Below are 23,479 nucleotides of genomic sequence, written 5' to 3'. Positions count from 1 at the left end.
GCTCACCCTAACCGGGGCAGCGGAAAGGGGGCGGACCCGAAAGGTCCGCCCCCTCACCTGCCGGGCTGCCGTCAGCCGGTCCGGGTGAACACCGCGACCGTGCGGGCGGGCACGGTGAAGGTGCCCGAGCCCTTGGCGTAGGCCGCGGACTTCACGGTGGCGTCCGCGCCCGACGCCTGCACCGGGTGCAGGCGGTAGCCCGTCCCGGCCAGGGACGCGACGTGCTGCTCCTGGGTGGTGGGCGTCGCGTTGAACACGACGACCAGGTCACCGAGGCGCATGGTGATCACGCCGGGCGTCTCGTCCTTGCCGGACAGCGGGAAGGACAGCCGGGACTGCACCTGCGTGGCCGTGGCGAGGGAGAACGCCTTCTCCGTCGTACGGATCCGGAGCAGGTCCCGGTAGGCGGCCGAGGCGGCGTCGATCTGCGGGCAGCCCACCTTGACCGAACCAAGCAGCGGCTTGGCGTACGGCCACTTGGACTGGTTGTCGGCCGCCATGGGCAGACCGCGGCCGAAGCCGTTGCCGTCCGCGCAGTTCCAGTGGATGGCGTTGAACCAGTCGCCGCTGTCGAAGGAGTTGCGGTCCAGGGACTTGGAGCGCAGCAGGTCGGTGCCGGCCTGGGAGAGCGCCGGGCCCTGCGAGAGGGCCGCCGTGGCCATCGCCAGGACCTGCATCCGGGACCGGTCCGACGCCGGGGTGTCCTTCGGCAGCTTGTAGGCGAGCGCGTCGAACAGCGACTCGTTGTCGTGCGCGTCGACGTAGGCGAGGGCGTCGCCGGGGGCGTCCGCGTACCCGGCGGGCGCGCCGTTGTAGTCGACCTCCGCGCCGGTGACCTCCTTGCCTCCGGTGTCGGTGAAGCGGTACGAGGCCAGGTTGCCGCTCAGGCCCACCTTGATGAGGTCCTGGTAGTGCAGCAGGCGGGCCTTCTGCTCCTCCTTGGTGCCGTTGGCGGTGGAGGAGTTGGGGTCGGTGTAGAGCCCCGAGGCGAAGCCCTGGATCCCCGGGTCGGAGTCGAAGGGGCCGCCGCCGCGCACCGCGTCACGGGCCCGGTCGGAGAAGGTGGCGATGCCGGTGCCGGCCATGTTCTTCTGCGTGGCCTGCACGAACCGGGCGTCGTCGGCGACCTCGCCGAAGTTCCAGCCCTCGCCGTAGAGGATGATCTTCTTGCCGTCGACGCCGTCCTTTTCCAGGGTCAGCGCGTCGAGCGCCTTGCGCACGGCGAGGATGTTGGCCTTCGGGTGGTGGCCCATGAGGTCGAAGCGGAAGCCGTCGACCTTGTACTCCTTGGCCCAGGTGACGATCGAGTCGACCACCAGCTTGCCCATCATCGCGTTCTCGGGCGCGGTGTTGGCGCAGCAGGTGCTGTTGGCCACGGAGCCGTCGGCCAGCAGCCGCTGGTAGTAGCCGGGCACGATCCGGTCGAGCACGGAGGTGTCCGCCTGCCCGGCGGCCGCGGTGTGGTTGTAGACCACGTCCATGACGACCCGCAGGCCGTCCTGGTTCAGCGACTTGACCATGCGGCGGAACTGGACCGTACGCGCCGTGCCGTCCGGGTCGGTGGCGTAGGAGCCCTCCGGGACCGTGTAGTGGTACGGGTCGTAGCCCCAGTTGTACGCGTCCTTCGCGGCGATCTTCGCCACGCACTCCTGCTGCTTGTCGGAGTCCGCCGGGTAGGAGGCCAGGTCGCAGTCGGTTCTCGCCTGGTCGGCCTTCCGCTCCGGGATGGTGGCGATGTCGAAGGCGGGCAGCAGGTGCACGTAGGAGGTGCCGGCCTTGGCCAGCGCCCGCAGGTGCTTCGAGCCGTCGCTGTTCTTGTCGGTGAAGGCCAGGTAGCTGCCCTTGTCCTTGGCCGGGACGGTCTTGTCCGCGATCGAGAAGTCGCGGATGTGCAGCTCCTGGATCTGCGCGTCCCGCAGCGGGACGGCCTTGGGCTTGGCCAGGGAGGACCAGCCGCTCGGCGCGAGCGCGCGGTCGTCCAGGTCGACGACGAGACTGCGCTCGGAGTTCGCGGTGAGGGCGACCGAGTAGGGGTCGGTGACCTTGTTGGTGACCACCTTGCGCACGGTCGGCGCCCAGACCTTCACGACGTAGCGGTAGGGCTTGCCCTTCCAGGACGCCGGGCCCGTCACGGACCACACGCCGGTGGTGCCGTCGCGGTGCATGGGCACGGTGGAGCCGCCGAGCTCCAGGGCGACGCTCTGCGCGGTGGGCGCCCACACGGTCAGCGTGGGCCGTCCGTGGTGGAACACCGGGCCGAGCTGCGCCTTCGCCGCGGCGCCGCCGTACACGTCGTCGAGGACGCCGGCGAGCTGGACACCGGTCGCCGCGAGCACCGCGCCGTTGGCCGCCCGCTGGGAGGCGACGAGCTGGCCGCGCAGGGCGGCGCGGACCCGGTCGCGGTCGCGCGGGTCGACGGACCAGGCGGTGTAGTTCTTCAGGTGCGGGAACTTCGCCTTCTGGGCGTCGGTGAGGCTGGTCTTCGTCAGTCGCAGCCAGCGCTCGTCGTCGCTGGTCAGCGTCCCGTCCTTGACGGTGATCGAGCCGTCGTGGGAGGAGAGCAGCTGGGTGGAGGCGGCGCCGTCGACGCCGTTCCAGGCGATCGTGTCGCGGTCGATCCAGATCGCCTTGGACGTGCCGAGGTCCAGGGCGGCGGCGCTGCCCGTGGGCTGCGGCAGCAGGTACTTCTCCTGGCCGCTCACCTGCCACACCTCGTAGCCGTTGGCCTTGAGGTCGAGGGACTGGTCGGCGGGCAGGTCCTTCTGGTCGCCCTTGTGGACGATGTAGCTGAGGCTGGTGGCACCGTCGCTGAGCGGCACCTCGAAGACCGCGCCATAGGCGTCAGTCTTCACCGGCTTCAGGGGGTTCGACCAGTCGGTGGGGTTCGCGGCGCCGGTCCAGACGTGCAGTCCCCAGCCGTCGTAGTCCCCGTCGGCCCGGTGGTAGTGGATGACCGCCTTGCTCTTGTCCTGCGCCGGATAGTCGGGACGCTGGGTCTGGACGGTGTCCTTGCCCTGCTCGATCCAGACCTCACCCGTCTTGGTGACGTCGATGGACCGGTCGGCGGAGACGTCCTTGTTGCCGTCCTTGTCGATCACGAGGAAGCCGACGTTGGAGGCGCCCGGCTTCAGCTTGACGTAGGCGAAGGCGCCGTAGGCGTCGCGGCCGATGAAGGGGTGGCTGGCGGGCCAGGTCGTCGACTCGCCGTCGGCGAGGTCGCCCCAGGCGTACAGGCCCCAGTCGGCGTAGTCGCCGTCGGTGCGCTTGTAGTGGACGACCGCGTACTCGCGGGAGCTCGCCGTGGGGACCTCCGGGGCCGGCGGGGTGCCGGTGGTGGAGGCGGCCGTGGCGCTCGCCGTGCGGCCCGCCGAGTCGATCACGACGGCCTTGTAGCGCAGGGCGGTCCCGGCCGGGATGTCCCTGCCGAGGGTCTGGGTGACCTTGTAGGGGGCGTGGTCGGCGGAGCCGAGCACCTGCCACGGGCCGTCGCCGACCTGCGCGGCGAAGACCACCCGGTTCAGCCCGCCGCCGGAGACGTCGGCGCTCGGCTCCACGGTGCCGGTGGCGCCGGCGGGCGGGGCCGTGAGGGTGAGGGTGGGCTTGCTCGCCGGGGCCTGGAGACGGCCGGCTGCCTTGAGGACGACGGCGGAGCCGGCCGGGACGGTGAGGGTGACCTTGCGGTCGGCGCCGGAGGTCACGGTGGACTTGGTGCCGTAGATCCCGTCGTAGGCCATGTCCGCCGAGCCGGCCGCGAAGGTCGCGGTCTTCGCCTCGCCGGCGTTGTTGAACGCGACGAGGTACTCGGTGCGGTCGGCGCCGGTGCTGGTGCGGGAGAAGGCGTAGACGCCCGCGCCGTCCGCCGCGTAGCGCTCGGTCTGGACGCCGTCCGTCAGCGCCGGGTTGGCCTTGCGGAGCCGGGCCAGCTCGGCGATCTGCCGGTACAGGGGCGCCTTCTGGTCGTAGGCGTCACTGGCGTGGGTGCGGTCGGTGCCGATCTCGTCGTCGTCGAGGTAGTCGGCGACCTTGGAGGCGAACATGGTCTGGCGGGCGTCCTTGTCGCCGCCCGAGCCGGTGAAGCCCTGCTCGTCGCCGTAGTAGACGACCGGGTTGCCGCGGCTGAGGAACATCAGCTCGTTGGCGAGCTTGTCCTTGGCGAGGAGTTCGGCGTCGGTCGCCTTCGGGTTGTCCTGCTTGAGGAAGTACCCGATGCGGCCCATGTCGTGGTTGCCGAGGAAGGTGACCTGTTCGTAGGCGTTGGCCTTGTCGGTCGTGTACTTGTAGTCGTCGCCGAAGACTCCGGCCAGCTTCCCGGCGCTGCCGCCCTGGGAGGCGTAGGTGCGGGCCGCGTCCTGGAAGGGGAAGTCGAGGGTGGCGTCGAGCCGGCCCCGGGTGACGTACGGGGAGGTGACCGAGGTGTCGGCGGAGTAGACCTCGCCGAACATGAAGAAGTTCCTACGGCCGTGCTCGGCGGCGTACTTGTCGAGCGCCGTCGCCCACTGGGTCCAGAACTCCATGTTCACGTGCTTGACGGTGTCGATGCGGAAGCCGTCGACGCCGAAGTCCTTCACCCAGCGCTGGTAGATCTTCTCCATGCCGCTGACGACCTCGGGACGCTCGGTCCACAGGTCGTCGAGGCCGGAGAAGTCGCCGTAGGTGGCGTTCTCGCCGGCGTAGGTGGAGTCGCCGCGGTTGTGGTACATCGTCGGGTCGTTGAGCCAGGAAGGGACCTTGACGTCCTTCCGGTCGGCCGGGACGACCGGGGTGTACGGGAAGGACGAGGTGCCGACCGGGGGGAACCTCCTGGTCCCGTCGGCGTAGTCGGCGTCGTCGAAGGGCCGGCCGTCCTTGGTCAGGTACGGGAAGGCGCCCTTGGAGAGGTACTCGTGGGACTGGCCCTCGTAGTCCACGACGTCGGCGGTGTGGTTGGTGATGACGTCGAAGAAGACCTTCATGCCCTTGGCGTGCGCCTTGGAGATGAGGGCCGAGAGGTCGGCGTTGGTGCCGAAGTGCGGGTCGACCTTGGTGAAGTCGGTGATCCAGTAGCCGTGGTAGCCGGCGGAGGCGTCCTTGCCGGTGCCCTGCACGGGCTGGTTCTTGAAGATCGGCGCCATCCAGATGGCGGTGGTGCCGAGGCCCTTGATGTAGTCGAGCCGCTTGGTCAGGCCCTTGAGGTCGCCGCCCTGGTAGAACCCCTTGTCGGTGGGGTCGTAGCCGGTGCTCAGGCGTGAACCGGTCAGACCGCCGCGGTCGTTCGCGGTGTCACCGTTGGCGAAACGGTCCGGCATGACGAAGTAGAACTGCTCGCGCGTGTCGTCGTGCCGGGCGGGCGCGGCGGCGAGCCGCGCGTCCGACGGCGGCGCGGGCGGGGTGGCGGCCCGGGCGGCGACGGGCTGGACGAGAGCGGCGGCGAGCGACGCGGCGGTGAGGACCGCGGCTCGTCTCCGGTACGGGGTACGGCGCGAGCGGGGCGCCGGCCATCTCGGTATCACAGGCGTGAACTCCTTGCGATTACGGCTCAGGTGGGTCCGACTCCTGCGCGGCGGAAGGCCGCGTCGCCGGGCGCCCGCGTGACCGTACCGCCGACGAAAGGTTTACAGCAAGAGGCTTGAAAGCGACGGCAAGAACTTTCACAACCGTGCCCCGGCGTCCGCGCGGCAGGGGGGATGTCCTGCGCGGACGCCGGGGCCTGGGGGTGCGGGCGCGTCAGCAGCCCGACTTTCCGGCGTAGATCGCGAGTGCCGTGTTGGAGCCCAGCGTGGCTGTGAACTGCCCACTGGAGTTCACGCTGACGCTGGTGTTGTTCTGCACGTTGCAGTACGTTCCCGCCGGCAGGGACGTCTGGTAGGTCCGGGTCAGCGAGCCGGTCTCGTGGTTGATGGCCACGAAGCCCTTGGAACCGCGGCCGAACGCGATCGCGTTGTTCCCGTTGTCCCACCAGTTGGTGACCGACTGGCCGCGGGTGGCGTTGCGGAAGGCGACCATGGACTTGATCTCGGGCCAGGCGTGCTGGCACTTCCAGCCGTCCTGCCAGCAGGCGTTCACCGTACCGCCGTTGGGCGGGCCCGCGTCCGAGTCGGACCACTCGTAGCCGGAGTTGATGTCCGGGGCGCCGTAGGGCCAGGCGAGCATGAAGACGTTGGCCAGGGTGTAGTTGGCACCGTCCTTGTAGTTGAGCGTGGAGCCGTTGCGCTCGGTGTCGTGGTTGTCGACGAAGACGCCGGCCACCGAGCTGCTCATGTAGCCCCAGCCCTCGCCGAAGTTGTTCAGGTAGGCGAGCTTCTCGTTGTTGAAGACCCGCTTGAGGTCGTAGGCGTAGCGGAACTCCTGGACGTCGCCGTTGCCGGTGTACTCGGTCGGCTGGACGGCCTCGTTCGCCCCGTAGATGACCTCCTGCTTCCAGTAGGCGTTCGGGTTGGTCAGGCGGGACTTGATGTTGGCGAGGTCGGCCGCGTCGATGTGCTTGGCCGCGTCGATCCGGAAGCCGTCGACGCCGAGAGTGAGCAGGTCGTTCATGTACCCGGCGATGGTCTTGCGGACGTACTCCTCGCCGGTGTCGAGGTCGGCGAGGCCCACCAGTTCGCAGTGCTGGACGTTCCAGCGGTCCTGGTAGTTGCTGACCTGGGCGGTGCAGTCGTCGAAGTCGTAGACGGAGTACAGGCCGGGGTAGTCGTACTTGGAGTACGAGGAGCCGCCGGTGCCGGTGCCGCTGCCCGCCGACATGTGGTTGATCACGGTGTCGACGACGACCTTCACGCCGGCCGCGTGGCAGGTGCCGACCATGTTCTGGAAGGCCGCGCGGTCGCCGAGCCGGCCGGCGATCTTGTAGCTCACGGGCTGGTACGAGGTCCACCACTGCGAGCCCTGTATGTGCTCGGCGGGCGGGGAGACCTGGACGTAGCCGTAACCCGCCGGCCCCAGGGTGCTGGTGCACTCCTTGGCGACGGAGGCGTACTTCCACTCGAAGAGGACGGCGGTGACGTCCTTGGTGCCGGGCGGGGAGGCCTGGGCGGTCCCGGCCGGGACGGCGAGTGCGACCGTCGCCGCCGCCGCGAGGGCGAGGGCGCCGGAGAGCGTTCTGCTGGCCATGTGGGGGTCCTTCTCCGTTGAAGGATCTGCTGCCGGGGCCCTGGGGAGGCTCCCGGGATCCCTTTGAAGGGAATTGCTGCAAGCTTTCAATCACTTGCAGTGAGCAGACCGTACGAGCCCCGACCTCGGCGGTCAACCCCCTGGACATGCTCCTGTCACATAAGTGAAATAGAGGCGGTTTGCGGCGCGTTGGCGTGCGCGGACGCCTCCGGTACGCGCGGCGGGGCCCGTCGTCCGGTGCGGACGACGGGCCCCTGAAAGAAGGCGAAAGACTTGCGGCGGCTCAGCCGGTGGTCCACCACGCCGTGGTGTCGGCGGGCACCGTGGTCGCGCCCTCGGCCTCCGCCACCTCACCGCTCGCGAGCAGGAGCCGGCCGTACGCCGGGACGGTCACCGGCCGGTCGGTGGTGTTCGCCACGCAGACGAAATCACCGCGGCGCAGGGCGAGAACGCCCTCCGGCGCCCGCAGCCACTCCACCGAGTCGCCCGCGCCCAGGTCGGCGTGGGCCCGGCGGAACGCGAGCGCGGAGCGGTAAAGCTCCAGGGTCGAGCCGGGCACGCCCGTCTGCGCCTCCACGCTCAGCTCGCTCCAGGTCCCCGGCTGCGGGAGCCAGCTGCCGCCGGCGCCGAAGCCGTAGGAGGAGCCGTCCCGCGTCCACGGGATCGGCACCCGGCAGCCGTCGCGGAAGCCGTCCTGACCCTCGCCCCGGAAGTACGCCGGGTCCTGGCGCACCTCGTCCGGCAGGTCCACCACGTCCGGCAGGCCGAGCTCCTCGCCCTGGTAGACGTACGCCGATCCGGGCAACGCCAGCATCAGCAGCGTGGCCGCGCGGGCCCGGCGCAGGCCGAGCTCCCGGTCGCCGGCGGTGCGGATCTGGGTGCCGAGGCCGGGCGGGTTGGCGAAGCGGGTGGCGTGGCGGGTCACGTCGTGGTTGGACAGCACCCAGGTGGCGGGGGCGCCGACCGGGCGCATCGACTCCAGGGTGCGGTCGATGACCTCGCGCAGCTCCGCCGCGTCCCAGGCGGTGCCCAGGTACTGGAAGTTGAAGGCCTGGTGCAGCTCGTCCGGGCGGACGTACAGGGCGGTGCGCTCGATGGTCGGCGTCCAGGCCTCGGCGACGAAGATGCGCTCGCCCGCGTACTCGTCGAGGACCTTGCGCCACTGGCGGTACACCTCGTGCACGCCGTCCTGGTCGAAGAACGGCATGACATCGTTGCCCAGCAGTTTCAGCTGGTCGTGGGAGCCCAGGTCCGGCAGACCGTCCGCCTTGACCAGGCCGTGCGCCACGTCGATGCGGAAGCCGTCCACGCCCATGTCCAGCCAGAAGCGCAGGATGGAGCGGAACTCGTCGCCGACCGCCGGGTGCTCCCAGTTGAAGTCGGGCTGCTCCGGGGCGAAGAGGTGCAGGTACCACTCGCCGGGGGTGCCGTCCGGCTCGGTGACCCGGGTCCAGGACGGGCCGCCGAAGATGGACTCCCAGTCGTTGGGCGGGAGTTCGCCGTTCTTCCCCTTGCCGGGGCGGAAGTGGTAGCGCTCGCGCAGCGGCGAGCCCGGGCCCTCGGCGACCGCGCGCCGGAACCACTCGTGCTGGTCGGAGGAGTGGTTGGGCACCAGGTCGACGATGACGCGCAGGCCCAGCTCGTGGGCGTCGCGGATCAGCGCGTCGGCGTCCAGGAGGTTGCCGAACATCGGGTCGACGGCGCGGTAGTCGGCGACGTCGTAGCCGGCGTCGGCCTGCGGCGAGGCGTAGAAGGGGCTGAGCCACACGGCGTCGACGCCGAGGTCGCGCAGGTACGGCAGGCGGGAGCGTACGCCCTCCAGGTCACCCATGCCGTCGCCGTTGCTGTCGGCGAAGCTGCGCGGGTAGACCTGGTAGATCACCGCGTCCCGCCACCAGTCGCGTCGCGTGGCGACGGTGGCGACGGCCGCTTCGGAGGTGGGGGTTCCGGCCGAGGAGTGCTGCTGGCTCATGGCGTCCTTGATGCGATGAGGGTCCCCCCTCCCGGGCGGGGCCGGGCGTGGGGGAGTTTTCGGGTCTGGGGGCGTGGGCGGAAGGGATGAGGCGGCCGCGGTGAAAGCGGGGGCGTTGAGGCACCGCGGCCGCCGGCCCGCGCGGGTCAGGCGCGCGGGAGCCTTCTCGGCTGGGGTCAGCCCTTGGTGCCGCCCGCGGTGAGGCCGGTGACGAGGTTCTTCTGCACGAGGTAGAAGAACGCGGAGACCGGTATCGCGATCAGCACCGCGGTGGCGGCCATCAGGTTGCGCTGGGCGTCGTGCTCGCTGATGAAGCTCTGGAGGCCGACGGCGAGCGTGTACTTCTGGTCGTCCAGCATGAACGTCGTGGCGAAGGCGACCTCGCCGAACGCGGTGATGAAGCTGTAGAAGGCGGCGACGGCCAGGCCCGGCTTGGCGAGCGGCAGGATCAGCCGGGCGAACGTGCCGAAGGGCGTCAGCCCGTCGACGCGTCCGGCCTCGTCGATCTCGAACGGGATGGTGTCGAAGTAGCCCTTGAGCAGCCAGGCGCAGTACGGCACCGCGGTCGTGCAGTACACGAGGATGAGGCCGAAGTAGCTGTCGACGAGCCGGAGGTCGCCGAGGATCTGGTACATCGGCACCATGAGTACGGCCACCGGGAACATCTGGGTGACCAGGAGCACCCACATGAACTTCCGGTAGCCCGGGAAGCGCATGCGGGACACGGCGTACCCGGTGGTCGCGGCGACCAGGACGCCGAGGACCGTGGTGCCGAGCGAGACGATCAGCGAACTCTTCAGCCAGGCGAAGAAGTTCGTGTGCTGCAGGACGAACGCGTAGTTGTCGAGCGTCATCTTGTCCCAGATGCCGCCGGGGTGCAGGTAGTCGTCCTTGTCCGGGCCGAGGGACAGGTACACCAGCCAGGCGACCGGGAACAGCGCGACGAGGCTGCCGGTGATCAGGATGCCGTGGGAGGCGAGGGAGGCGGCGGGGCCGCGCTTCTCGCGTCCGCGCACCTTGCGCGGCCGCGGGGCCGCGGAGTCCTGCTCGCTCACCGCGGCGGAGGTCTCGACTGTGGTCGTGCTCATGGGAACTCCTGCCTCAGATCGCGAGCTGCTGCTCGTTGCGGTTCAGCCAGCGGCGGTAGAACGAGGTGAAGACGACCAGGATGGCCAGCAGCAGGATGCCGTAGGCGGCCGACTGGGCGAAGTCACGCGGCTGCTGTCCGAAGCCCAGGAAGTAGGCCCACGTGACGAGGATCTGGGCGTCGGGGGCGCCGTTGGGTCCGAACAGCAGGAAGATGACGGCGAACTGGTTGAAGGTCCAGATGATGCCGAGCAGGACGACGGTGGAGCTGACCGACCTGAGGCCCGGGAGGGTGACGAAGCGGAACCGCTGCCAGGCGTTGGCGCCGTCCATCTCCGCGGCCTCGTAGAGCGAGGCGTCGATGGACTGCAGGCCGCCGAGGAGCGAGACCATCATGAACGGCACACCGCACCAGGTGTTGACCATGATCGCCGCGAACCGCTGCCAGAAGGTGTCCTCCAGCCACAGCGGTGTGGGCAGGTGCAGCGTGTGGAGGGCGGTGTTGATGACGCCGCTGTCGGCGAGCATGAAGCGCCAGCCGAAGACGGTGACGAAGGTGGGCACGGCCCACGGCAGGATCAGCATCAGCCGGTAGAAGGTGCGGCCGCGCAGCTTCTGGTTGAGCAGCAGGGCGAGGCCCAGGCCGATGGCGTAGTGCAGGGCGACGCACAGGGCCGTCCACACGATCGTCCAGATGAAGTGCGACCAGAAGCGGTCGTACGACGTCGCGCCGAACAGGATGTCCTTGTAGTTGTCCAGCCCGATGAACTTGTAGGTGGCGTCGATGTGGTTGACGCCGATCGTGCGGGCCGTGTTGAGGCTGTTGGCGTCGGTGAGCGTGAGGTACAGGCCGTACACCAGCGGGTACAGCACGAGGACGCCCAGGACGATCGCCACCGGGGCGATCATCGCGTACGCGTACCAGTACTTCTGGTAGCTGTGCTTCAGGCGCCGGCCCAGCCCGGGCCGTGGCGCGCGGTCACCGCGGCGCTTGCCGGTGGCGCGGTCGATGGCGACTGTCATGTTCGACACCTTCTGGAATTTCTGCGGCTTCGGGAAGTGGCTGGGCACAGGCGGGTGGCCGCCGGATCCGCTTCCCCCCTCGGAGGACGGATCCGGCGGCCACACGGGCACTACTTGCTGAAGTCCGGGACCAGCTTGGCGATCGCGAGCTCAGCGTTGCTCAGGCCCTTGTCCAGGGACTCCTTGCCACCGGCGATCTTGGGCAGCTCGGTGTCGAGCGGGCCCCACAGGGAGCTGTACTCGGGCAGCGCCGGGCGCGGCTGGGCGGCGGAGAGCACGCCCTGGTAGCCGGCGATGCCGGGGTCGGCCTTGACCTGCGCGGTGTAGGCGTCGTCACGGGTGGGCAGCGTGGAGTTCTTCAGGGCGATGGTCTCCTGGGACTTCGCCGAGGTCATGAACTTCACGAGCTTCAGGGCCGCGGCCTGGTGGGCCTTGTCCGAGCCGGCGTAGACCGAGAGGTTGTGGCCGCCGGTGGGGGCGCCCGCCTTGCCGGTGGAGCCGGCCGGGACGGTGGCGATGCCCAGGTTGGACTTGTCCGTGAAGGCCTTGCCCTTGTAGAAGTTCGTGATCTCCCACGGGCCCTGGATGATCGCGGCGACCTTGCCGTTGACGAACGCGTCCTGGATGTGGGCGTAGGCGTCCGCGGTGGTGTCGGCCTTGTGCAGGCCCTTGCCGGAGAACGTGCTCAGCCAGGTGCCGTACGCCTTCTTGGCGGGGGCCGAGTTCACGGTGATCTTCTTGGCGGCGGCGTCGACCGTGTCGGTGCCCTCGCCGTAGAGGAAGGACTGGGCGTAGTAGGCCTGGGTGGAGCCCCAGTAGCCGTCGACGCCGGTCTTGTCCTTGACCTTGGCGGCGTCGGACTTCAGCTCGTCCCAGGTCTTGGGGGCCTCGGTGATGCCGGCCTTCTTGAACAGGGCCTTGTTGTAGACGAGGGCGAGGGTGTCGGTGACCAGCGGCACGCCGTAGGTCTTGCCCTGGTACTGGGCCTGCTTCATCAGGTTGGGCTGGAACTTGGCCTGGTCCGCGAGGGCCTCGGTGCCGTCCAGCGGCAGGAAGTAGCCCTTCTTGGCGAAGGCGGGGGTCCAGCCGACCTCGGAACGCAGGACGTCCGGGGCGCCCTGGGCGCCGGCGGCCGTGTCGAACTTGTTCTGCGCCTGGTCGAAGGGCACGTCGACGTACTTGACCTTGATGTTCTTGTTGGCAGCCATGAACTGCTTCACCAGGGCCTGGTACGTCGGCGCCTCGTTGGTGGCGTTGGAGGTGTCCCACCAGGTGATGGTCACCGGGCCGTCCGACTTGTTGTCGCTGCCGCTGCCTCCGCCGCACGCCGTCGCCGCGAGGGCGAGGGACGCCACGAGCGCGCTGGCCGCTATGCCACGCCGCATGAGTTCTCCTTGAGGGTGAAAGCCCGTGAACAGAGGGCGGTCCCGTCCGCCGCCTCTGCTGTGTTGCCGACTGCGCCGTTGCGGCGGCCGGGCGACCGTGAACGTAACAGCGATGTAAGCGCGGCGAAAGACCTTGCAGAAAAAAAGTGCAAGAGATCATGACGGTTATCCGCCCGTGACCTGACCGCGCCTGCTACGAGCTTGATTCCATGCCGCTCAGCGGGGGCCCGAACCGGCGTGCAAGACTCTGCAAGCTCTTGCCATACCGTTGCGGTGGGGGGAACATCCCTTGCGTACCGGCGAGCCGACGAGAACACGAGGGAACGCGATGACGCAGCAGCCCGCAGCGAGGCGTGCAACGGGCCGTGCCAGGCGTCCTGTCGGTGTGCAACGCGAGATCCGACCGGTACAGTCACATCCTGTGACCACACGGCTTGCCGATATCGCCGCTCAAGCGGGGGTGAGCGAAGCGACCGTCAGCCGCGTCCTCAACGGGAAGCCGGGCGTCGCCTCCACCACCCGCCAGTCCGTGCTGGCCGCCCTCGACGTGCTGGGCTACGAGCGCCCGGTGCGTCTGCGGCAGCGCAGCGAGGGCCTGGTGGGCCTGATAACCCCCGAGCTGGAGAACCCGATATTCCCCGCCCTGGCGCAGGTCATCGGCCAGGCGCTGACCCGGCAGGGCTACACCCCGATCCTCGCCACCCAGACCCCGGGCGGGTCCACGGAGGACGAGCTGACCGAGATGCTGGTGGACCGCGGGGTCGCCGGGATCATCTACGTCTCCGGACTGCACGCGGACACCACCGCCGACACCCAGCGCTACGAGCAGCTGCGCGGCCAGGGTGTGCCGTTCGTGCTCGTGGACGGTTTCTCGCCCAAGGTGCAGGCGCCGTTCATATCCCCCGACGACCGGGCCGCGATGACCCTGGCCGTCACCCACCTCGTCTCCCTCGGCCACACCCGGATCGGGCTGGCCGTGGGGCCGAAGCGCTTCGTGCCGGTGCTGCGCAAGATCGAGGGCTTCGTCCGCGTCATGCAGGACCAGCTCGGCCTGGCCCCGGACGTCATCGAGTCCGTGTTCCTCCAGCACTCCCTGTACACGCTGGAGGGCGGCCAGGCCGCCGCCACGGCGCTGATGAACCGGGGCTGCACGGCGGTGGTGTGCGCCAGCGACATGATGGCGCTCGGGGCGATACGGGCGGCCCGGCAGCAGGGTCTCGAGGTGCCCCGGGACGTCTCGGTGGTCGGCTTCGACGACTCCCCGCTGATCGCGTTCACCGACCCGCCCCTGACGACGATCCGCAAGCCGGTGCCGGCGATGGGCCAGGCGGCGGTGCGCACCCTGCTCGAGGAGATCGGCGGGACCCCCGCCCCGCACAGCGAGTTCGTGTTCATGCCCGAGCTGGTGGTGCGCGGTTCGACGGCGTCGGCCCCCGGGGAGCGCTCCCGCCCGTAGCAGGGGGCGGACAACATGCGTCCTCGAACCGACCGCGGGATGATCGGTGGGGGAAGGCTTTTCTGGCAGACTCTGTGCCTATGGGTGACACGACCGTGACGCGACCGGGAGGGCCCGAGGAGGCCGTTCCGCGCACCGTCACGGATGCGCGGCAGGGCGACGTCCTGGGCCGGCTGCGCACGCCCGGCCGGCCCCGGCTCTGGTTCGAGATCCTGCTGATCGGGGTCAGTTACTGGACGTACTCGCTGATCCGCAACGCGGTGCCGGAGCAGAAGGCCGAGGCGCTGCGCAACGCGGACTGGATCTGGCGCGCCGAGCACCGCCTGGGCATCGCCGTGGAGCAGTCCGTCAACCACGCCGTAGACGCCGTGAATTGGCTGATCGTCGGCATGAACTACTACTACGCGACCTTGCACTTCGTGGTCACGGTGGGTGTCCTGCTGTGGCTCTACCGCAGCCATCCCGGCCGCTACGCGGCGACCCGCCTGGTGCTGTTCACGACGACCGGCATCGCCCTGCTCGGCTACTACCTGTATCCGCTGGCGCCGCCGCGCCTGATGAACGGCGGCCGTTTCGTGGACACGGTCCAGGTCCACCACACCTGGGGCTCGATGGCCTCCGGCGACCTGAAGCACATGTCGAACCAGTACGCCGCGATGCCGTCGATGCACATCGGCTGGTCCCTGTGGTGCGGCCTGACCATCTTCGCCCTGGCCACCGTGCCCTGGGTCCGGGTCCTGGGCCTGGTCTACCCCGCGACCACCCTCCTGGTCATCGTCGCCACCGCCAACCACTTCTGGCTGGACGCGGTGGGCGGCCTCCTGTGCCTGGGCGTCGGCTTCACCCTCGCCCGCCTCTGGTACGGCGCGCTGCCGTACGCCCTGCCCCGCAGCCCGGGCCCGCGCAGGGCGGTGCTGCCGACGCACCGGCGCGACGCCGCTCACATCCCGTAGAACAGCGTCTCCACCACGCCCCGGGCCCGCCGGGCGGTCCGCCGGTAGGCGTCCAGCATGTCTCCCACGTGTCCCGGCCCGTACCCCAGGTACCGCCCCACCGCCGCCAGCTCCCGCGGGTCGGAGGGGAAGGTGTCCCCCGCCCGGCCGCGCACCAGCATCACGGCGTTGCGCACCCGCGTCGCCAGCACCCACGCCTCGTCCAGCACGGACGCGTCCTCCTCCGACAGCAGCCCCGCCTCCCGCGCGGCCGCCAGCGCCTGCCGGGTCCGCGTGGTGCGCAGTCCCGGCTCGGTCGCCCCGTGCCGCATCTGGAGCAGCTGCACCGTCCACTCCACGTCGGACAGCCCGCCCGGCCCGAGCTTGGTGTGCAGCTTGGGATCGGCGCCGCGCGGCAGCCGCTCGGACTCCATCCGCGCCTTCAGCCGCCGGATCTCCCGCACCGCGTCCTCGTCCAGCCCGCGCGCCGGGTACCGCAGCGGGTCGACCAGGCCGACGAAGCGCCGCCCGAGGTCCGCGTCCCCGGCCACCGGCTCGGCCCGCAGCAGCGCCTGCGACTCCCACACCAGGGACCAGCGCCGGTAGTAGGCCTCGTACGACGTCAGCGTCCGCACCAGCGGCCCGGTCTTGCCCTCGGGCCGCAGATCCGCGTCGATCAGCAGCGGCGGGTCCGCGCTCGGGATCTGCAGCAGCCGTCGCATCTCGGCGACGACCCGGTTCGCCGCCTGCCCGGCCTCCCGCTCGTCCACGCCCTCGCGCGGCTCGTGCACGAACAGCACGTCCGCGTCCGAGCCGTAGCCGAGCTCGTGCCCGCCGAACCGGCCCATGCCGATGACCGCGAACCGGGTCGGCAGCTCCTCGCCCCACCCCGCGTCCACGACCGCCCGCAGCGTGCCGGCCAGCGTCGCCGCGGTCAGGTCGGACACGGCTGAGCCGACCAGGTCCACGAGCGCGCCCTGGTCGGCCTCGGCGGGCTGCTCCTCGGTGCCGTAGGAGCCGACGATGTCGGCGGCGGCCGTACGGAACAGCTCGCGGCGCCGCACACCGCGCGCGGCGGTGACCGCCTGCTCGGCGTTGTCCGCGCGGCCCACGGCGGCCAGGATCTCCTGCTCCAGGTGGGCGCGCTCGCGGGGCTCCAGGCCGCCGCCGTCGCCGTCGCCGAGCAGGGCCACCGCCTCGGGCGCCCGCAGCAGCAGGTCGGGGGCGAGGCGGCCGGCCGACAGCACCCGGGCGAGGTTCTCCGCCGCGGCGCCCTCGTCCCGCAGCAGCCGCAGGTACCACGGGGTCTTGCCGAGCGCGTCGGAGACCTTGCGGAAGTTGAGCAGGCCCGCGTCGGGGTCGGCGGAGTCCGCGAACCAGCCGAGCAGCACGGGCAGCAGGGTGCGCTGGATGGCGGCCTTGCGGGTGACGCCGGAGGCCAGGGCCTCCAGGTGGCGCAGCGCGGCGGCGGGGTCGGCGTAGCCGAGGGCGACCAGGCGCTCGCGGGCCGCCTCGGGGCTGAGCCGGGCCTCGCCGGGGGCGAGCTGGGCGACCGCGTCGAGCAGAGGACGGTAGAAGATCTTCTCGTGGAGCCGCCGTACGACGCCGGCGTTGCGCCGCCACTCGCGGGTGAGCTCGGCGACCGGCTCGGTGCGCAGCCCCAGGGAGCGGCCGAGGCGGCGCAGGTCGGCCTCGTCCTCCGGGACCAGATGGGTGCGGCGCAGCCGGTGCAGCTGGATGCGGTGCTCCATGGAGCGCAGGAAGCGGTACGCCTCGTCGAGCTGCACGGCGTCCGCCCGGCCGACGTAGCCTCCGGCGGCCAGCGCCTTGAGGGCGTCCAGGGTGGTGCCGCTGCGCAGCGAGGCGTCCGCGCGGCCGTGCACCAGTTGCAGCAGCTGGACGGCGAACTCGACGTCCCGCAGGCCGCCCGGCCCGAGCTTGAGCTCCCGCTCGACCTCGGCGACGGGGATGTTCTCGACGACGCGGCGGCGCATCTTCTGCACGTCGGCGACGAAGTTCTCGCGTTCGGCGGCCTGCCAGACCAGCGGGTGCAGGGCGGCGACGTACTCCTCGCCGAGCGCGCGGTCGCCGGCCACCGGGCGGGCCTTGAGCAGCGCCTGGAACTCCCAGGTCTTGGCCCATCGCTGGTAGTAGGCGACGTGGCTGCTCAGCGTGCGCACCAGCGGGCCGTTGCGCCCCTCGGGCCGCAGGTTGGCGTCCACCGGCCAGATCGAGCCCTCGACGGTCGTCTCGGAGCAGATCCGCATCAGGTGCGAGGCGAGCCGGGTCGCGGCGCGCAGCGCCTTGCCCTCGTCGGCGCCGTCGGCGGCCTCGCCGACGAAGATGACGTCGACGTCGGAGACGTAGTTCAGCTCGTGGCCGCCGCACTTGCCCATGGCGATCACCGCGAGCCGGCACAGCGCGGCGTCGTCGGGGGCGGCGGAGGTGGCGAGGCGGTGCGCGGCGCGCAGGGTGGCGGTGGCCAGGTCGGCGAGCTCGGCGGCGGTCTCGGCGACGGTGATGGTGCCGCACACGTCGCGGGCGGCGATGGACAGCAGGCAGCGCCGGTAGGCGACGCGCAGCGAGACGGGGTCGGTGGCGTCCGCGAGCCCGCGTTCGAACTCCTCCACGCCCGGGTGCAGGTCCCGCGGCTCGTAGGTGACGAGCGCCTGCCAGTCGCCGGCGTGCCGCGCGAGATGGTCGCCGAGCGCGGCGGAGGCGCCGAGCACGCCGAGCAGCCGGTCGCGCAGCGGCTTGGCCGCTATCAGCGTGTCGAGCAGCTCGCGCCGGGCGGTGGGGGCCTGCTGGGCCTCCAGCAGCCGGACCAGGCCGCCGAGCGCGAGGTCGGGGTCGGCGGTCGCGCCGAGCGCCTCGAGGAGCACCGGGTCGTCGCGGACGGCGGCGAGCTCCGCGCTGTCCAGCAGCCGCTCGGCGGCGGAGGCATCGGTGAAGCCGTGCCGCAGCAGCCGTGTGAAGGTACTGCTCCTGCGCCCCGGCGCCGTCATCCCGGCCTCCCGTCGGATCCGTTCGTCCTGGCCAGAGCCTAACCGGAGTGGCCGCCCCTGGCGCCGGAGGGAACCCGAGCGAGTCCGGCCCGGCGGCGCCGATCCGACCGGTGCGGGCCAGCACGGTTCTGGCATGGGCCTCGACATGGTCGGCCGCACTCGCCCGCCGCCAGTGCTGAAACAGCTTGGCGAGTGTGGTCTGCGTCAGGTCCCGGGCCGTGTCCGGGTCCCCGCACAGCGGGTACGCGGTCCGGTACAAGCGTCTCTGGCTCGTTTGTGCGAAGGCCTCGAAGCTCTCGGGCGCCTGGGATCCCTGTGGCGCTCCGGAGCCACGGCCGTTCTCCGGCATCTGCTCTCCCTTCCGGGCCCTGTCGAGGGGCCCTGCCTTGTCACCCCTCTCCAGAGCGCTGCCGCACCCAAAAGGTTGAAGCCGAATCGACCTTCCTCCACGCCGCGCTGCCTCACCGCCGGCGCTGCTGCCGCCGACAGGGCACTTTGCCCTGGCTGGTCCCCCGTCGAGCCCGCAGGGTCGGTCAGGGCCTGCGGCCGCGGAAGGTGCGGCGCAGGTCGTTCACCCAGGCGTCGGGGTTCTCCCAGGGGATGAAGTGGCCGCCGTGGTCGTGGGCGTTGACGTTGACGTGGTTGAACCAGGCCGCCTGCGGGCCGGACTTGAACGCCCGGACGCGCTCGTCGGCGGTGTGGATGCCGGGCGGGTTCTCGTACGTCACGAAGGTGAGGCCGACCGGGGCCTGCACGACCGGGGTGCGGTCGTGGGCGGGGGCCCAGGGGTAGCGGTTGGCGTTGGCGTAGTAACGCATCGACGTGGCGATGGAGTTGTTCACCCAGTAGATCGTGGCGTGGGTGAGCAGGTCGTCCTTGGTGAAGACGGACTCGACGTCGCCGCCGTTGTCGCTCCAGGCGTTCCAGCGCTCCAGCAGCCAGGCGAGCAGTCCGGCGGGTGAGTCGCTCAGCCCGTGGGCCAGGGTGGCGCCGTCGAGCATGTGCACGGTGAGGTGGGACGCCGAGCGGTGGTCCAGCTCGATGACGCGGGCGCGGACGTCGGCGGGCTGGTCGTCGGTCAGGGGCCGGTTCCGGGCGAAGTCCCAGGCGCGGGGGCCGGTGAAGAAGTCGAGCGGCAGCCCGGAGCCGATGTGGATGCCGTACAGCTCGTCGGCGTACTTGTGGCCGAGCTGGCTGGAGACGATCCCGCCGATGTCGCAGCCCCCGGCGGCGTACTTCTCGTATCCCAGGGTCTCGGTCATCAGGGTGTGCCAGAGGTCGGAGACCTTCCAGAAGTTGACGTCCGGGAAGCCGGTGAGCGGGCCGGGGAAACCGAAGCCGGGCAGGGACGGCACGATGACGTCGAACGCGTCGGCGGGGTCGCCGCCGTACGCGGCCGGGTCGGCGAGCGGGTCGATCACCTTCGACCAGTGCCAGAACGTCCACGGCCAGCCGTGGGTGAGGATCAGCGGGATCGGGCGGGGGCCGCGGCCGGGCTTGCGCATGAAGTGCACCGGGACGTCGGCGACGTTCGCCTCGTAGTGATCGTGGACGTTGATGGCGGCCTCGGCCTTGCGCCAGTCGTAGCCGTCCCGCCAGTAGGCGACCAGCTCGCGGAGATAGCCGGCCGGGACGCCGTAGGACCAGTCCTCGTTCCCCTCGTCCAGCGGCGGGCGGGTCGACGCGAGACGGGTGCGCAGGTCGTCGAGGACCTCGTCGGGCACGTGGATCGGGGTGGGCTCCAGGGGGAAGGCGGGCGGGGTGGTCATGGCGTGGTCACCTTCTGCGTAGGGGAAACCGTGCCGTCAGCCTGTCGGGTGATCGGGCGGCGATCCAGGCCATTTCCCGTAGCGCGCGCTCCGGCGCCGAACTCCCAAGGCCGGTGAGACGCGTCGGGGCCGGCGGTCCACGACCGTCGGCCCCCCTCGCCGAACAAGCGGGAAACCCGCCTCGACCTGCGCCTACAGCACCGGCAGGTTCTTCCGCAGCTCGAAGGCGGTGACCTCGGAGCGGTACTCCTCCCACTCCTGCTTCTTGTTGCGGAGGAAGAAGTCGAAGACGTGTTCGCCGAGGGTTTCGGCGACCAGGTCGCTGCGCTGCATGAGGGCCAGGGCCTCGCCGAGGTTCTGCGGGAGGGGCTCGATGCCCAGGGCGCGGCGCTCGGCGTCGGACAGGGCCCAGACGTCGTCCTCGGCGCCCGGCGGCAGCTCGTACCCCTCCTCGATGCCCTTAAGGCCGGCGGCGAGGAGGACGGCGTAGGCGAGGTACGGGTTGGTGCCGGTGTCCAGGGAGCGGACCTCCACCCGCGCGGAGCCGGTCTTGCCCGGCTTGTACATGGGGACGCGGACCAGGGCCGAGCGGTTGTTGTGGCCCCAGCAGATGTACGAGGGGGCCTCGCCGCCGGCGCCGGCGGTGCGCTCGGAGCCGCCCCAGATGCGCTTGTAGGAGTTCACCCACTGGTTGGTGACCGCCGAGATCTCGGCCGCGTGGCGCAGCAGGCCCGCGATGAAGGAGCGGCCGACCTTGGAGAGCTGGTACTCGGCGCCGGACTCGTAGAACGCGTTCCGGTCACCCTCGAACAGCGACAGGTGCGTGTGCATCCCGCTGCCGGGGAACTCCGAGAACGGCTTCGGCATGAAGGTCGCCTGCACGCCCTGCTCCAGCGCCACCTGCTTCATGACCAGGCGGAACGTCATGATGTTGTCCGCCGTGGACAGCGCGTCCGCATACCGCAGGTCGATCTCCTGCTGGCCCGGGGCGCCCTCGTGGTGGGAGAACTCCACCGAGATGCCCATCGACTCCAGCATGGTGATCGCCTGGCGGCGGAAGTCCATGCCCACGTTCTGCGGGGTGTGGTCGAAGTAGCCGGAGTTGTCGGCCGGGGTCGGGCGGCTGCCGTCGACGGGCTTGTTCTTCAGCAGGAAGAACTCGATCTCGGGGTGGGTGTAGAAGGTGAAGCCCAGGTCGGAGGTCTTGGCCAGGGCGCGCTTGAGGACGTAGCGCGGGTCGGCGAAGGACGGGGAGCCGTCCGGCATCAGGATGTCGCAGAACATGCGGGCGGTGCCGGGGGCCTCGGCGCGCCAGGGCAGGATCTGGAAGGTGGAGGGGTCGGGCTTGGCGATCATGTCGGACTCGTACACCCGCGCGAAGCCCTCGATGGCGGAGCCGTCGAAGCCGATGCCCTCGTCGAAGGCCTGCTCCAGCTCGGCGGGGGCCACAGCCACGGACTTCAGGAAGCCCAGCACGTCCGTGAACCACAGGCGTACGAACCGGATGTCGCGCTCCTCCAAGGTCCGGAGCACGAACTCCTGCTGCTTGTCCATCTTCCGCTTCCCCATCCTTGCTGGTCAGGCCGCCTGTCTCCCGTACCACAGGAGGCGGTAGGGCACCTGAGCATCCCACCACAACACCATTTCATGCGCGTTGCGGACCTTGATCGCCCCGCCGTCCACGGCGTGAACGCCCCGCGTACGGCAGGTGTACCGCTCTGCCGCCCATCTTGCCTGCTCGCACCGACATCCGTAATGGCCGACAACCACCCATAGTGATCGACACCACTCCTCCATAATTTGCATCTCAAATGCAAGTTTTAATAGCGTGCTGATCAGTCGAGCACGAGGAGTCCCGATGCTGTCCGAGCCGTCCGCAGCCACCGTTCGCGCCACCCTTCCCGCCGTCGGCGCGGCCATCGGCGAGATCACCGAGCGCTTCTACGCCGGCCTCTTCGCCGCCCACCCCGAGCTGCTGCGCGACCTGTTCAACCGCGGCAACCAGGCCGCCGGCACCCAGCGCCAGGCGCTCGCCGGCTCCATCGCCGCCTTCGCGACGTACCTGGTGGAGCACCCCGACCAGCGACCGGACGCCATGCTCAGCCGGATCGCCCACAAGCACGCCTCGCTGGGCATCGCCCCCGAGCAGTACGAGGTCGTGTACCAGCACCTCTTCGCCGCCATCGCGGACGTCCTCGGCGAGGCCGTCACCCCCGAGGTCGCGGCCGCCTGGACCGAGGTCTACTGGCTGATGGCGAACGCGCTCATCGCCATCGAGAAGCGGCTGTACGCGGAGAGCGGCGGCAGCGACTGGCGGGACTGGGAGGTCCTGGAGCGCGTGACGGAGACCGCCGACGTCGTCACCTTCCGGCTGCGCCCGGTCGACGGCGGCCCGGTGGCCGACTTCCGGGCGGGCCAGTACGTCTCCGTCCGCGTCGAACTCGCCGACGGCGCCCGGCAGATCCGGCAGTACAGCCTCTCGGGGGCGCCGGGCTCGCCCGTCCGGCAGTTCAGCGTCAAGCGGGTGCTGGGCGAGGCGACGCCCGACGGCGAGGTCTCGAACCACCTCCACGCGCGCGTGCGCGAGGGCGACGTCCTCCAGCTGTCGGAGGCGTACGGCGACCTGGTCCTCGACGACGCCGTCGACACTCCCCTGCTGCTCGCCTCCGCGGGCATCGGCGTCACCCCGATGGTCGCGATGCTGGCCCAGCTCGCGGAGACCGGGCAGCGCGCCCCGGTGACCGTGGTGCACGGCGACCGCTCCCCCGCCGACCACGCCCTGCGCACCGACCACGAGGCGTACGCGGCCAAGCTGCCGGAGGCGTCCGTGCACTTCTGGTACGAGGAGGGCGTCGAGGACGCAGGGCCGGGCGTCCGGACGGGTCTCGTGGACCTCTCCGAGGTCGACGTGACACAGGGCACGCGCGCGTACCTGTGCGGTCCGCTGCCCTTCATGCGGGCGGTGCGGGCCCAGCTGATCGAGAAGGGTGTGGCCCCGGCGGACATCCACTACGAGGTGTTCGGGCCTGACCTCTGGCTCGCCCAGGGCTGAGACGGCAGCCGGCCCGGGCCGGGGCGCCCCGAGCGCCCCGGCCCGGGCTTGGGCGTTCGCGCACGGGGCCCGGAAGCGTGCGGCCGGGCGGGGGCGGGCAAGAAGCATGCGGGCGGAGGAGAATCCGGCCCGGAAGCGCGCGGCCGGGCAGGTCCGGCGGCGCGCCCCCCTTCACGGGGCGGCCCGACCCCGCCCGCGCTCCCTCACGAGCCGGCCCGACCCCGCGTCGGCGCCCCTCACGGAGCCCTGGTGATCCCCAGCAGCACCGGGCCGGTCGGTTCCGCGACCATGTCGGCCAGGGTGAGCGGGTCCAGCGAGGCGTAGAACGCCTCCTGAGCCCGGCGCAGCGCCCCCCGGAGCCGGCACGCCGCCTTCAGCGGGCACGGGGAGGCGCCCCCGCCCTCGCAGTCGACGACGTCACCCGCCCCCTCGAAGGCGCGCACCACGGTGCCGACCGACACCGTGCGCCCCTCCTCGGTGAGCGCGAGCCCCCCGCCCCGGCCGCGCCGGGCGGTGAGCAGCCCCCTGTGGGTCAGTTCGGCGACTATCTTCGCGGCATGGGTGTACGGCACGTCCATGTCCGCCGCGACCTCGCGGGTCGTGGGGGTCGAGTCACCCGTGACGGCGAGCCGCATCAGGACGCGCAACGCCAGGTCGGTGGAGCGCAGCAGTCGCATCCGTTCAGCGTAAATAATGTGCATCCACGCTTCAAC

13 protein-coding genes and 1 pseudogene are annotated in these 23,479 nt (G+C 70.8%); 3 read left to right on the top strand and 11 right to left on the bottom strand.

The window, feature by feature from the left end:
* Positions 1-71: 71 nt before the first annotated feature.
* The 6 genes from pulA to ACIPM1_RS01715 all read right to left on the bottom strand — a co-directional run bounded on the left by pulA (position 72) and on the right by ACIPM1_RS01715 (position 12,552).
* Complete coding sequence (gene pulA / locus ACIPM1_RS01740; protein WP_402427499.1) at positions 72-5,489, bottom strand: pullulanase-type alpha-1,6-glucosidase; 5,418 nt, start codon at positions 5,487-5,489, stop codon at positions 72-74.
* Positions 5,490-5,703: 214 nt separating this feature from the next.
* Positions 5,704-7,086 (bottom strand): alpha-amylase family protein, encoded by a 1,383-nt coding sequence (locus ACIPM1_RS01735; RefSeq protein WP_402427496.1) that lies wholly within the window; start codon positions 7,084-7,086, stop codon positions 5,704-5,706.
* A 283-nt stretch (positions 7,087-7,369) separates the two neighbouring features.
* Positions 7,370-9,058 carry a glycoside hydrolase family 13 protein gene (locus ACIPM1_RS01730; RefSeq protein ID WP_402427493.1) on the bottom strand — a complete coding sequence of 563 codons (1,689 nt, stop codon included), beginning with the start codon at positions 9,056-9,058 and terminating at the stop codon, positions 7,370-7,372.
* A 176-nt stretch (positions 9,059-9,234) separates the two neighbouring features.
* Positions 9,235-10,146: a sugar ABC transporter permease gene (locus tag ACIPM1_RS01725; RefSeq protein WP_402427490.1), complete on the bottom strand. Its 912-nt coding sequence runs from the start codon at positions 10,144-10,146 to the stop codon at positions 9,235-9,237.
* A 13-nt stretch (positions 10,147-10,159) separates the two neighbouring features.
* On the bottom strand, positions 10,160-11,167 hold the full coding sequence (locus ACIPM1_RS01720; protein WP_402427487.1) for a carbohydrate ABC transporter permease: 1,008 nt from the start codon (positions 11,165-11,167) through the stop codon (positions 10,160-10,162).
* Between the two features lie 110 nt (positions 11,168-11,277).
* On the bottom strand, positions 11,278-12,552 hold the full coding sequence (locus tag ACIPM1_RS01715) for an extracellular solute-binding protein (RefSeq protein WP_356188372.1): 1,275 nt from the start codon (positions 12,550-12,552) through the stop codon (positions 11,278-11,280).
* A gap of 421 nt (positions 12,553-12,973) precedes the next feature.
* Here ACIPM1_RS01715 and ACIPM1_RS01710 point away from each other — a divergent pair, with 421 nt between their 5' ends.
* Positions 12,974-14,008: a LacI family DNA-binding transcriptional regulator gene (locus ACIPM1_RS01710; RefSeq protein ID WP_356188374.1), complete on the top strand. Its 1,035-nt coding sequence runs from the start codon at positions 12,974-12,976 to the stop codon at positions 14,006-14,008.
* A gap of 80 nt (positions 14,009-14,088) precedes the next feature.
* A complete protein-coding gene (locus ACIPM1_RS01705) occupies positions 14,089-14,961 on the top strand; it encodes a phosphatase PAP2 family protein (protein ID WP_402427482.1) in 873 nt (290 codons plus the stop codon).
* Here ACIPM1_RS01705 and ACIPM1_RS01700 read toward each other — a convergent pair.
* The 4 genes and pseudogenes from ACIPM1_RS01700 to glnA all read right to left on the bottom strand — a co-directional run bounded on the left by ACIPM1_RS01700 (position 14,949) and on the right by glnA (position 21,268).
* Positions 14,949-17,945 carry a bifunctional [glutamine synthetase] adenylyltransferase/[glutamine synthetase]-adenylyl-L-tyrosine phosphorylase gene (locus ACIPM1_RS01700; RefSeq protein ID WP_402427479.1) on the bottom strand — a complete coding sequence of 999 codons (2,997 nt, stop codon included), beginning with the start codon at positions 17,943-17,945 and terminating at the stop codon, positions 14,949-14,951. The genes ACIPM1_RS01705 and ACIPM1_RS01700 overlap by 13 nt on opposite strands.
* Positions 17,946-18,069: 124 nt before the next feature.
* Positions 18,070-18,294: pseudogene (locus tag ACIPM1_RS01695) on the bottom strand (sigma factor); the annotation flags it as partial.
* A 184-nt stretch (positions 18,295-18,478) separates the two neighbouring features.
* Complete coding sequence (locus tag ACIPM1_RS01690) at positions 18,479-19,714, bottom strand: epoxide hydrolase family protein (protein ID WP_402427477.1); 1,236 nt, start codon at positions 19,712-19,714, stop codon at positions 18,479-18,481.
* 192 nt (positions 19,715-19,906) lie between these two features.
* Positions 19,907-21,268, bottom strand: a complete 1,362-nt coding sequence (gene glnA, locus ACIPM1_RS01685; protein ID WP_356188384.1) for a type I glutamate--ammonia ligase — start codon at positions 21,266-21,268, stop codon at positions 19,907-19,909.
* A 304-nt stretch (positions 21,269-21,572) separates the two neighbouring features.
* Between glnA and ACIPM1_RS01680 the strand changes: the two genes are divergently transcribed.
* A complete protein-coding gene (locus ACIPM1_RS01680) occupies positions 21,573-22,766 on the top strand; it encodes a globin domain-containing protein (RefSeq protein ID WP_402427473.1) in 1,194 nt (397 codons plus the stop codon).
* 236 nt (positions 22,767-23,002) lie between these two features.
* On the opposite strand, the gene ACIPM1_RS01675 is transcribed toward ACIPM1_RS01680, so the two are convergent.
* Positions 23,003-23,443 carry an RrF2 family transcriptional regulator gene (locus ACIPM1_RS01675; RefSeq protein ID WP_402427470.1) on the bottom strand — a complete coding sequence of 147 codons (441 nt, stop codon included), beginning with the start codon at positions 23,441-23,443 and terminating at the stop codon, positions 23,003-23,005.
* Positions 23,444-23,479 lie beyond the last annotated feature (36 nt).

It is taken from the genome of Streptomyces sp. NPDC086766, assembly GCF_044746005.1.
In the GTDB taxonomy this organism is placed as follows: Bacteria; Actinomycetota; Actinomycetes; order Streptomycetales; family Streptomycetaceae; genus Streptomyces.
Note: the sequence above shows the minus strand (reverse complement) of the source record. Positions and strands in the feature narration are given on the sequence as shown.